This window comes from Xanthomonas sp. SHU 199 (assembly GCF_000364665.1).
GTDB lineage: Bacteria > Pseudomonadota > Gammaproteobacteria > Xanthomonadales > Xanthomonadaceae > Xanthomonas_A > Xanthomonas_A sontii.
Window position 1 is genome coordinate 1 of record NZ_AQOI01000379.1, and the last position, 11,110, is coordinate 11,110.

At 69.4% G+C, this 11,110-nt stretch carries 9 protein-coding genes; 4 read left to right on the plus strand and 5 right to left on the minus strand.

Annotated elements, in window-relative coordinates:
• Nucleotides 1-649: 649 nt before the first annotated feature.
• On the minus strand, nucleotides 650-1,261 hold the full coding sequence (locus D183_RS0112640; RefSeq protein WP_010340242.1) for a superoxide dismutase: 612 nt from the start codon (nucleotides 1,259-1,261) through the stop codon (nucleotides 650-652).
• Nucleotides 1,262-1,556: 295 nt separating this feature from the next.
• On the opposite strand from D183_RS0112640, the gene D183_RS0112645 reads away from it, so the two are divergent.
• Nucleotides 1,557-2,027, plus strand: coding sequence for a ribonuclease domain-containing protein (locus tag D183_RS0112645; RefSeq protein ID WP_017909314.1), 471 nt, complete (start codon nucleotides 1,557-1,559; stop codon nucleotides 2,025-2,027).
• Nucleotides 2,024-2,467 (plus strand): barstar family protein, encoded by a 444-nt coding sequence (locus tag D183_RS0112650; RefSeq protein WP_017909315.1) that lies wholly within the window; start codon nucleotides 2,024-2,026, stop codon nucleotides 2,465-2,467. Before D183_RS0112645 ends, D183_RS0112650 begins: the two co-directional genes overlap by 4 nt.
• A 185-nt stretch (nucleotides 2,468-2,652) precedes the next feature.
• On the opposite strand, the gene D183_RS0112655 is transcribed toward D183_RS0112650, so the two are convergent.
• Nucleotides 2,653-4,551: an ATP-binding cassette domain-containing protein gene (locus D183_RS0112655; RefSeq protein WP_017909316.1), complete on the minus strand. Its 1,899-nt coding sequence runs from the start codon at nucleotides 4,549-4,551 to the stop codon at nucleotides 2,653-2,655.
• A 135-nt stretch (nucleotides 4,552-4,686) separates the two neighbouring features.
• Here D183_RS0112655 and dbpA point away from each other — a divergent pair, with 135 nt between their 5' ends.
• Together dbpA and D183_RS0112665 are read left to right on the plus strand one after the other, a co-directional pair.
• Entirely contained in the window at nucleotides 4,687-6,063 is a 1,377-nt protein-coding gene (gene dbpA, locus D183_RS0112660) for an ATP-dependent RNA helicase DbpA (protein WP_017909317.1), read from the plus strand.
• A complete protein-coding gene (locus D183_RS0112665; RefSeq protein WP_017909318.1) occupies nucleotides 6,060-6,578 on the plus strand; it encodes a DUF6985 domain-containing protein in 519 nt (172 codons plus the stop codon). The genes dbpA and D183_RS0112665 overlap by 4 nt, the downstream gene beginning before the upstream one ends.
• A 134-nt stretch (nucleotides 6,579-6,712) precedes the next feature.
• Here D183_RS0112665 and D183_RS0112670 read toward each other — a convergent pair whose 3' ends face one another.
• The 3 genes from D183_RS0112670 to D183_RS24650 all read right to left on the minus strand — a co-directional run.
• Nucleotides 6,713-7,270 (minus strand): adenine phosphoribosyltransferase, encoded by a 558-nt coding sequence (locus D183_RS0112670; protein ID WP_017909319.1) that lies wholly within the window; start codon nucleotides 7,268-7,270, stop codon nucleotides 6,713-6,715.
• An 83-nt stretch (nucleotides 7,271-7,353) separates the two neighbouring features.
• Nucleotides 7,354-10,476 (minus strand): efflux RND transporter permease subunit, encoded by a 3,123-nt coding sequence (locus D183_RS0112675; protein WP_017909320.1) that lies wholly within the window; start codon nucleotides 10,474-10,476, stop codon nucleotides 7,354-7,356.
• 6 nt (nucleotides 10,477-10,482) lie between these two features.
• On the minus strand, nucleotides 10,483-11,110 hold a 628-nt coding region (locus tag D183_RS24650), incomplete at its 5' end, for an efflux RND transporter periplasmic adaptor subunit (protein ID WP_017909321.1).

Sequence of the window (11,110 nt, forward strand, 5' to 3'; positions counted from 1 at the left end):
CGGCCGCCGACCACGTGTTCTTCGAACGCGGCCACTTCCGCCCGCTGCACGGCGCACGCCTGCTCGCGCCGGCGCCCGACCTGCCCGTGGCCGGTACGCGCGGCCTGCTGATGGCGCTGCAACCGCTGGACCCGATACCGACATCGCTGCAACCGGCGCCATAGCGGACGGCAGGCTGGGCACGTTCGCGCGCCGTGCGATCAGCGCCTTGCGATGCGGCGCATGGGGATGGATCGGCATCGGCATGCCATCGGACCGGAACGATCGGGCATCGCCGATTCCCTGCTTTCGTCACGCACAGCGTCATCTGCAGGAGCGTCTTCGGCCGCGACAAAGCATTCCCGGTAACGCCCATCGCGGCTGAAGCCGCTGCTGCCAGTGGTCTTTCGTCGTTGGCAGAGCTGCTCTGAAGCCGCTCCTGCGCCTGCACGCCAAAGGTTTAGCGCGCCCTGGCGACGCAGCGGCGCAAGCGGCGGCCAATGCGGCATAGGCCGCCATCGCTGCCGAAGCACGCTGGTCACGCGCGCGAGGGCAGCGTACCAACCTGGCAGCCACGCCCCACCCGCACTTCCAGCGCTTATGCCGGGCATCCACACGAAAAAAGGCCGGGCGAACCCGGCCTTCTTCATGGTGCAGCGCTGACGCGCGATCAGCCGATCGCGGCGTGGTAGCGGCGCTCCACTTCCTTCCAGTCGACCACGTTGAAGAACGCGCCGATGTAGTCCGGACGACGGTTCTGGTACTTCAGGTAATAGGCGTGTTCCCACACGTCCAGGCCCAGGATCGGGGTGTTGCCTTCGAACAGCGGGCTGTCCTGGTTGGCGGTGCTCTCGACCACCAGCTTCTTGTCCGGGGTGACGCTCAGCCAGGCCCAGCCGCTGCCGAAACGGGTCAGCGCTGCCTTGGTGAAGGCGTCCTTGAACTTGTCGAAGCCGCCCAGTTCGGCGTCGATCGCCTTGCCGACGTCGCCGCTCGGGGTGCCGCCGGCATTCGGCGCCATCACCGTCCAGAACAGCGAGTGGTTGGCATGGCCGCCGCCGTTGTTGCGCACCGGGCCCTGCAGGTTCTCCGGCAGCGACTTCAGCTTGGACACCAGCGCCTCGATCGGCAGGTCGGCGTACTCGGTGCCTTCCAGCGCGGCGTTGACGTTGTTGATGTAGGTCTGGTGATGCTTGGTGTGATGGATCTCCATCGTCTGCGCATCGATGTGCGGTTCCAGCGCGTCGTAGGCGTAGGGCAACTTGGGGAGGGTGTAGGCCATGCGGTTCTCCTGGACTTTCGCCGTCGAAAGGACGAGCGTTGCGTGAGCAATGGTAGGGACGGTCGGCGACCTTACCAAGGGCGCGGCTGGGGAAACATCGTCCCATCCCGCTGTGGCGGTGCCGGCCGGCTTTGCGAATCGGCGCCTACCATGCCCCACGCCCCGGTTAGTCGGATGTGAATCGCACGCGTCACCACCGTGACCGGCGGCGTTTAGAGCGGGAACAGGCAGGCCGGCCCATACTGTGCGCGATGGCGCCATGCCGCGCGCCGCCGCCGTTCCTGCAGGAGAGTCCATGCGCAAGCCCGTGCTGTTGATCGCCGCCATCGTGTTGCTGGTGGGCGGGCTGTGGGGCATCCGCGGGCTGCAGCATCCGCAGCACCAGCAATTCGCGCCCTCGCTCGACGCGGCCGCACAGGCGCCGTACACCGCGCCCGGCAAGGCAGCCGCGGCATCGGATGCCGCGACGCCGGAGCTGCCCGCATTCCTGCCGCCCGAAGCCCGCGCCACGGTGGCATTGATCCAGCGCGGCGGCCCGTTCCCGCATCGCCAGGACGGCAGCGTGTTCGGCAACCGCGAGAACCGCCTGCCGGCGCAACCGCGCGGCTACTACCGCGAGTACACCGTCGATACGCCCGGACTGTCGCATCGCGGCACGCGCCGCATCGTCACCGGCGGCACGCCGCCGCAAGTCTGGTATTACAGCGACGACCACTACGACAGTTTCCGCAGCTTCCAGGTCGGTGGCGCGGGGCCGGCGCGATGAGCGGCTTCCCGTTCGCGCTGAACCTGGCCGAGCCGGCCGCCTCCGGCGTCTACCGCGTCGCCAACCGCGACCTGGACAGCGTCGCCGCCCTGGCCCGCGACGCCGGCCTGCGGCTGTGCCGGATCGACCTGCATGGCTGCACCGGCAAGGCCATGCTGCTGATGCGGCTGGCCGCGCAGCTCGACTTCCCGCCCGGCTTCGGACGCAACTGGGACGCGCTGACCGACGGCCTGCGCGACCTGTCCTGGCTACCCTCCCCGCGCGGCTACGCGCTGCTGCTGGAGGACGCCGGGCAGTTGCAGGCGGTGGCGCAGCCGGCCTTCGACGTGCTGCTGGAGATCCTCGACGACGTCGCCCGCGAGTGGGCGCAGGACGGCGTTAGTTTCGTCGCGTTCGTGGGCGGCAGCGAGGAAGCGGAAGCACCCGCCGAGTCGGATTGACCTGACCGCGCTGCGCCGAGAACCGCTCGCACAACAGGCCACCGCACATGCCCCCCCTGTGGGAGGGGCTTCAGCCCCGACGCGATCCCCCCAATGCCCACGCATCCGGTCTTTGATCTCGGCAAAGCGGCCGCCGTGTTCGTTGCCGCCGCAGGCCCAGGGTGTTTGTCCCGAGCCCCGGCTCTTCAACCGTCCAGCTCGCTCCACCGCGCATACGCCGCATCGAGGTCCGCCTGCGCTTGGCTTAAGGCCTGGGTGTGCACGGTCACCGCCGCCGCGTCGCGCTGATAGAACGCCGGGTCGGCCATCGCCTCGGTCAGCGCCGCGACCTGCTGTTCCAGCGCTTCGATCCGCGCCGGCAACTGCTCCAGTTCGCGCGCGTCCTTGTAGCTGAGCTTGCGCTTGACCGGCGCGGGTACAGGGGCCGCTGCAGTCGCCACCACCGGCGTGGTCGCCGCGGCGGTGGCTGAGGCCTTGGCCACCGCCATCGCGCTGGCCGGCGCTGCCGGGCGCTGGCGTACCCAGTCGCTGTAGCCGCCGACGTATTCGCCGATGCGGCCGTCACCTTCCATGACCATGGTCGAGGTCACCACGTTGTCGATGAAGTCGCGATCGTGGCTGACCAGCAACAGCGTGCCGCTGTAGTCGCCGAGCAGTTCTTCCAGCAGCTCCAGGGTTTCCACGTCCAGGTCGTTGGTCGGTTCGTCCATCACCAACAGGTTGGACGGCTGCGCGAACAGCCGCGCCAGCAGCAGGCGATTGCGCTCGCCGCCGGACAGGCGGGTGATCGGCGCGCGCGCACGCTCCGGGGTGAACAGGAAGTCCTGCAGGTAGGCGTGCACGTGCTTGCGCTTGCCGTTGACCTCGATGAAGTCGCGGCCCTCGGCCACGTTCTCGATCGCGCTCCAGTCCTCGCGCAGCGTGGCGCGGTACTGGTCGAAGTACGCCACCTGCAGATTGGTGCCGGCGCGCACTTCGCCGTGGTCCGGGGTCAGTTCGCCCAGCAGCAGCTTCAGCAGCGTGGTCTTGCCGCTGCCGTTGGGGCCGATCAGGCCGATACGGTCGCCGCGCAGGATGGTGGTGGAGAAGTCGCGCACCATGCTGCGCGCGCCGAAGGCGAAGCTCAGGTCCTTGGCCTCGATCACCTTCTTGCCGGAGGACTCGCCCTGCGCGGCCTCCATGCGCACGTTGCCGCCGAGTTCGCGGCGCTGGGTGCGCTCGCGGCGCATCGCTTCCAGCCGCCGCACACGCCCCTCGTCGCGGGTGCGCCGGGCCTTGATGCCCTGGCGGATCCACACTTCTTCCTGTGCCAACAGCTTGTCGAAGCGCGCGTTCTCCTGCGCCTGCGCATTGAGCCGCTCCTCGCGGCGGCGCTCGTAGTTGGCCCAGTCGCCCGGCCAACTGCTGACCTGGCCGCGGTCGATCTCGACGATGCGCGTGGCCAGGGCACGCAGGAACCGCCGGTCGTGGGTCACGAACACCACGCTGCCGTTCCAGCCCTTGAGGAAGCCTTCCAGCCAGTCGATGGCCTCGATGTCGAGGTGGTTGGTCGGCTCGTCCAGCAACAACAGGTCCGGCGCCGAGACCAGCGCGCGCGCCAGCAGCACGCGGCGCTTCATGCCGCCGGACAGCCGCGCGAACTCGGCGTCGCCGTCCAGTTCAAGCCGCGTCAGGGTCTCGTTGACCCGCTGGTCCAGGGCCCAGCCATTGGCGCCATCGATCTTGGACTGCACCGCGCCCAGCGCATCGCCGTCGAATTCGGCGGCATGGCTGAGCCGATGGAACTCGGCCAGCCAATGGCCGAGCTCGCCCAGGCCGTCGGCGACCACGTCGAACACGCTGCCGGCAGCGCCGTGCGGCACCTCCTGCTCCAGCCGGGCGATGCGCACGCCCTGCTGCACGCGGACCTCGCCGTCGTCGGGCTTGAGCTCGCCGGCGATCAGTTTCATCAGGGTGGATTTGCCGGCGCCGTTGCGGCCGATCAGGGCGATGCGTTCGCCCGGCTCGATCGACAGGTCGGTCTTTTCCAGCAGCAAGGGGCCGCCGACGCTGTAGTCGAGGTTCTGCAGAGTGATAAGAGGCATGCCGTATTGTACGGGACCCGGGACCCGGGACCCGGAAAGCAAAAAGCGGCGCGTCGTGCGAGTCGAAATGCCCTTTTGCTGTTGACGTTCCGGGTCCCGGGTCCCGAGTCCCGGCCCCACCAGCTAAAATGCCGCATGAACGATTTCGCCACCCTCTCCCTTTCCCCGGCGCTCGCGCCCGGCATCGACGCACTCGGCTACACCCGCATGACCCCGGTGCAGGCGCAGAGCCTGCCGCCGATCCTGGCCGGCCAGGACGTCATCGTGCAGGCGCCCACCGGCAGCGGCAAGACCGCGGCGTTCGGCCTGGGCCTGCTGCACAAGCTGGATCCGGCGCTGAGCCGCGCGCAGGCGCTGGTGCTGTGCCCGACCCGCGAACTGGCCGACCAGGTCGGCAAGCAGTTGCGCAAGCTGGCCACCGGCATTCCCAACATGAAACTGGTGGTGCTGACCGGCGGCATGCCGCTGGCGCCGCAACTGGCCTCGCTGGAGGCGCACGACCCGCAGGTGGTGGTCGGCACGCCCGGCCGCATCCAGGAACTGGCACGCAAGCGCGCGCTGCACCTGGGCGGGGTGCGCACGCTGGTGCTGGACGAGGCCGACCGCATGCTCGACATGGGCTTCGAGGAGCCGATCCGCGAGATCGCCAGTCGTTGCGACAAGCACCGGCAGAGCCTGCTGTTCTCGGCCACCTTTCCCGAGGAAATCCGCGCATTGGCGCGGGACCTGCTGAAGGAACCGGCGGAAATCACCGTCGAAGGCGCCGACAGCGCGCCGGAGATCGACCAGCAGTTCTTCGAGGTCGACCCGACTTACCGGCAGAAGGCGGTGGCCGGCCTGCTGCTGCGCTTCACCCCCGAGTCCAGCGTGGTGTTCTGCAACACCCGCAAGGAGGTCGACGAGGTCGCCGGCTCGCTGCAGCAGTTCGGCTTCTCCGCGCTGGCGCTGCATGGCGACATGGAACAGCGCGACCGCGACGAGGTGCTGGTGCGCTTCGTCAACCGCAGCTGCAACGTGCTGGTCGCCAGCGACGTGGCCGCGCGCGGGCTGGACGTGGAAGACCTGGCGGCGGTGATCAACTACGAACTGCCGACCGACACCGAGACCTACCGCCACCGCATCGGCCGCACCGCGCGCGCCGGCAAGCACGGCCTGGCCCTGAGCCTGGTGGCGCCGCGCGAGACCGCGCGCGCGCAGGCGCTGGAAACCGAGCAGGGCCAGCCGCTGCGCTGGTCGCGCGCGCCGCTGGCTACCGCACGGCCGGCGCAGCTGCCGCAGGCGGCGATGGTCACCCTGCGCATCGACGGCGGCAAGACCGACAAGCTGCGTCCCGGCGACATCCTCGGCGCGCTGACCGGCGATGCCGGGCTGTCCGGCGCGGCGATCGGCAAGATCGCCATCTACCCCACCCGCTCCTACGTCGCCATCGCCCGCGCCCACGCCGGCAAGGCGCTGGCGCAGCTGCAGGCCGGCAAGATCAAGGGCCGCCGCTTCCGGGTCGCCAAGCTGTGAGCGCGGCGCAGCAGGTCCTGGCGTCGCTGCAACCGGACGAGGACGGCAACCTGTGGAGCGAGGCGGTGCCGGTCCCGTGGATGCGCGACAGTTGCTGCTTCGTGCTGGTGGGCTGCGAGCCTGCCGACGTTCCGGTCGACGCGGCGCCCGCCATCGAGACCTTCCTGCAACTCGATGCCGCGGTCTTCGACGCGGCGGCGCCGCACGTGTTCGCCTACTACCGTCACACGCAGGCGCTGTGCGCCAAATACGGATGGCCTTCGCCGGACATCGCCGACCCCGCCGAGGTGTGGGCGCACGTGCAGTTCGGCAGCGAGGCGTATCTACGCCGCTACCGCGACGGCCGCCTGCGCATCAGCCTGGAATGCAACTGCGACTGGGAAGCCGAACACGGACTGCAACTGGTGTTCGCCGACGACGGCCGGATCTGCAAGGTCGGTCCGTTCGATGGCCACCTAAGCCATGCCGCAGCGCATGCGGACCCCAGCCTGGAAACGGTGATCTACCCGACCTGACACGGCGCCTGCGGTTGCGGCGTCAGGCATCGCCCGCGCCATGCGCGATCGCCACGACGCATGTGCGCCGCGGCCGTGCCCAATGCGTCGATCCCCGGCCGCGCCACCTGCGCTGCCAGGAGCAGTGGCCGTGCTCAGTACGTCAGCGTCGCAAGCAGCGGCAAGGTCTCGCTCCAGCGATCGCGTCCACGCAGCGCCTGCAGTTCCACCAGTACCGCGGCGCCGACCACTTCCAGTTCCAGTTGCTGCGCCAACGCCAGGGCCGCGCGCAAGGTGCCGCCGGTGGCGAGCACGTCATCGACCAGCAGCACGCGCGAACCGGCCGGCAGCGCATCGGCGTGCATTTCGATGCGGTCGCTGCCGTACTCCAGCGCGTACTCCTGGGTCACCGTCCTGCCCGGCAGCTTGCCCGGCTTGCGCACCGGCACGAAGCCCGTGCGCAGTTCGTGCGCCAGCGCCGCGCCCAGGATGAAGCCGCGCGACTCGATGCCCAGCACCGCCTGCAGCGGCGTGGTGCGCCACGGACGCGCCATCTCGTCCAGCGCCGAGGCGAAATCCGGGCCGTCGGCCAGCAGCGGGGTGATGTCCTTGAACACGATGCCCGGCTTCGGGAAATCGGCGATATCGCGGATGCGGCCGGACCAGTGGGCCGGTGCGTCGCTGGGCGCGCCGCAGCAGGAGGAATCGTTCATCGCACAGTCGTATGGCGTGGGGGAACGCAAAGTCTAGTCGCAAGGCGGCACCGCGTCGCGGAGCCGCCTCGTCGGTCTACGACTTACGCCGCCGCTGCGCTCGCGTCCTGCCGCGCGGACCCGCGAAACAGGCCGCGCACCAGCACGAAGAACAACGGCACCAGCAACACTGCCAGCACGGTGCCGGTGACCATGCCGCCGATCACGCACACGCCGATCTCGCGGCGACTGGAGGCGCCGGCGCCGGTGGACAGCGCCAGCGGCAGCACACCGGCGACGAACGCCAGCGAGGTCATCACGATCGGCCGCAGGCGCAGCCGAGCGCCTTCCAGCGTCGCCTCCAGCAACGGTCGTCCGGCACGCTGCCGCGCCTCGGCGAATTCGACGATCAGGATCGCGTTCTTCGCCGACAGGCCGATCGTGGTCAGCAGGCCGACCTGGAAGTAGATGTCGTTGACGAAGCCGGCCAGGGTGGTCGCCAGCACGGTGCCGACCACACCCAGTGGAATCACCAGCAGCACCGCCACCGGGATCGACCAGCTTTCGTACAGCGCCGCCAGGCACAGGAAAATGAACAGGATCGAGGCGGTATACAGCCACAGCGTCTGGTTGCTGGACAACTGCTCCTGGTAGGACAGCCCGCTCCATTGCAGATCGAAGCCCTCCTGCTTGGCCACCAGGGCCTGCATTCGCTGCATCGCCTCGCCGGAACTGCTGCCGGCCGCCGCGCCGCCCTGGATCTGCGATGCCGGCAGGCCGTTGAAGCGCTGCTGCAGCTGCGGGCCGCGGGTCCAGTGGGTGCTGGCGAAACTGGCGAACGGCGCCATCTGCCCGCCGCTGCCGCGCACGTACCACTGCGCGATGTCCTCCGGCAGCGCGCGGTACGGCGCATCGCCCTGCACGTACACGCGCTTGACCCGGCCGCGGTCGATGAAGTCGTTGACGTAGCTGCCGCCCCAGGCAGTGGCCAGGGTCGCGTTGATGTCGCTCTGCGCCAGGCCCAGCGCGCTGGCCTGGGCGTGGTCGATGTCCACCTGCAGTTGCGCCTTGTCGCCCAGGCCGTTGAGCCGCACCGCGGTCAGCTGCGGATCGTCGCCGGCCTCCTTGAGCACCTGCTGCTGCGCCTTCAGCAGCGCCGCGCGGCCGGCGCCGTCGCTGTCGCGGATCCACAGTTCGAAGCCGCTGGACTGGCCAAGACCACGCACCGCCGGCGGCGACAGCACGCTGATCTTGGCGTCGCTGACCACGCGGAAATGTGCGTTGGCGCGGTCGATGATGGCCTGCGCGGTGTTGTCGCGGTTGCGCTCGCCCCACGGCGTGAGCGCCACGAAGGCCTGGCCGGCGTTCTGCCCGGTGCCGGCGTTGTTGCGGCCGACCACCATGAAGATCGCGGTGAGATTGGCCTTCTCGTGGGTCATGAAGTAATCGCTGATGCGCTTGCCCAGCGCCTGGGTCTTGGCCAGCGGCGTGCCTTCCGGGGTGGTGAACTGGATCTGCACCTGGCCCTGGTCCTCCACCGGCAGGAAGCCGGTCGGCATGCGCATGTACAGCACCACCATCGCCAGCGCTACCAGTGCATACAGCGCCAGCCAGCGCCGCGGCCGCTGCAGCACCGTGCCGAGGCGGCGCTGGTAGGCCTGCTGGCCGCGCTCGACGCTGCGGTTGAACCACTGGAAGAAACGGCCGAGCTTGCGCTCCTGCTCCACCGGCTTGAGCAGGGTCGCGCACAACGCCGGGGTCAGGGTCAGAGCGACCAGCGCCGACAGCGCCATCGCCGAGGCGATGGTGATGGAGAACTGCCGGTAGATGATGCCGGTGGAGCCGCCGAAGAACGCCATCGGCAGGAACACCGCGCCCAGCACTACGGTGATGCCGATCAGCGCACCGGTGATCTCGCCCATCGAGCGCTCGGTGGCCTCGCGCGGCGGCAGGTGTTCCTCATGCATGATCCGCTCGACGTTCTCCACCACCACGATGGCGTCGTCGACCAGCAGGCCGATCGCCAGCACCATCGCGAACAGGGTCAGCGTGTTGATGGTGAAGCCGGCCGCGGCGAGGATGCCGAAGGTGCCCAGCAGCACCACCGGCACGGTGATCGCGGGGATCAGCGTGGCGCGCGCGTTCTGCAGGAACAGGAACATCACCACCACCACCAGCACGATGGCCTCGGCCAGGGTGTGCACCACGTTCTCGATCGAGATGCGCACGAACGGCGTGCTGTCGCGCGGATAGGCCACGTCCAGGCCCGGCGGGAAGGTCGGCTTGAGCCGTTCGATGGTGGCGTGGATCGCGTCGGAGGTGGCGATCGCATTGGCGCCGGCCGACAGCGTCACCGAGAAGCCGGACGCCGGGTGGCCGTTGAGCGTGGCGTTGTTCTGGTAGTTCTCCGCGCCGATCTCCACCCGCGCCACATCGCCCAGGCGCACGCTGGAACCGTCCGCGCGCGTGGCCAGGATGATCTGCCGGAACTGCTCGGGCGTCTGCAGCCGCGATTGCGCGGTGACCGTGGCGTTGAGTTCCTGCTCGGCGCCGGTGGGCAGCGCGCCGAGTTCGCCGGCGGTGACCTGGGTGTTCTGTGCCAGGATCGCGCTGCGCACGTCGCCGGGCATCAGTTGGTAGGCGTTGAGCTTGTGCGGATCCAGCCACACCCGCATCGCGTACTGCGCGCCGAACACGTTGATCTCGCCGACGCCGTTGATGCGGCTGATCGGGTCCTGCAGGGTGCTGACCAAGTAGTCGGAGATGTCGACGTTGTCCATGCGGTCGGTGCGGTCGTAGATCGCCACCGCCATCAGACTGTCGCCCTGCGACTTGGCCACGGTCACGCCCTGCTGCTGCACTTCCTGCGGCAGGCGGTTGAGCGCCTGGTTGACCGCGTTCTGCACCTGCACCTGGGCGATGTCGGGATTGGCCGCCTGGTCGAAGGTGATGCTGATCCGCGCCTGCCCCGACGAGGAACTGGTCGAGGAGAAGTACAGCAGGTGGTCGATGCCCTTGATCTGCTGTTCGATCACCTGGGTGACGCTGTCCTCCACGGTCTGCGCCGAGGCGCCGTTGTAGGTGGCGGTGACGTTGACCGACGGCGGCGCGATGTCCGGATACTGCTCGATCGGCAGGGTGAACACGGCGATGGCGCCGGCGGCCATGATGCAGATGGCCAGGACCCAGGCGAAGATCGGGCGGTGGATGAAGAAACGCGGCAGCATGCCGGCTCAGCCCTGGCCGGCGGCAGGCGCGGCCGCGGCGGCGGCGGTCTTCACCGTCACCTTGGCACCGTCGCTGAGGCCTTGCCGGCCCGCCACCACCACCCGCTCGCCGGGCTTGAGGCCATCGCCGACCAGCCAGCGGTCGCCGACCGCGCGCAGCGTGGTGAACTCGCGCTGGCGCACCACGTCGTCGGCGCCCACCACCCAGGCCACCGCCTCGCCGCGCGGGGTGCGGTCCACCGCCGCCTGCGGCACCAGCAGCGCCTGCTGGCGCACGCCCTGCCCGACCAGCGCGCGCACATACATGCCCGGCAGCAGTTGCGCATCGGGATTGGGGAAACGCGCGCGCAGGGTCACCGCACCGGTGGTCTCCTCCACGTCGAGGTCGGCGAACTCCAGCGTGCCCGGCAGCGGATACGCGGTACCGTCGGACAGGGTCAGCCGCACCTGCGTGCTGGCCGGCTGCACGCCTCCGGCGGCGATCGCCCGGCGCAGCGCCAGGAACTGATTGCCGGACTGGGTGATGTCCACGTTCATCGGATCCAGTTGCTGGATCTTGGCGATGGCATCGGTCTGATTGGCGGTGACCAGCGCGCCGGGGGTCACCCGCGCGCGGCCGATGCGCCCGCCGATC

Coding starts and splice junctions, on each gene's coding strand:
- D183_RS0112640 (WP_010340242.1), bottom strand. CDS start 1,261: ATGGCCTACACCCTCCCCAAGTTGCCCTACGCCTACGACGCGCTGGAA.
- D183_RS0112645 (WP_017909314.1), top strand. CDS start 1,557: ATGCGCAAGCCCGTGCTGTTGATCGCCGCCATCGTGTTGCTGGTGGGC.
- D183_RS0112650 (WP_017909315.1), top strand. CDS start 2,024: ATGAGCGGCTTCCCGTTCGCGCTGAACCTGGCCGAGCCGGCCGCCTCC.
- D183_RS0112655 (WP_017909316.1), bottom strand. CDS start 4,551: ATGCCTCTTATCACTCTGCAGAACCTCGACTACAGCGTCGGCGGCCCC.
- dbpA (WP_017909317.1), top strand. CDS start 4,687: ATGAACGATTTCGCCACCCTCTCCCTTTCCCCGGCGCTCGCGCCCGGC.
- D183_RS0112670 (WP_017909319.1), bottom strand. CDS start 7,270: ATGAACGATTCCTCCTGCTGCGGCGCGCCCAGCGACGCACCGGCCCAC.
- D183_RS0112675 (WP_017909320.1), bottom strand. CDS start 10,476: ATGCTGCCGCGTTTCTTCATCCACCGCCCGATCTTCGCCTGGGTCCTG.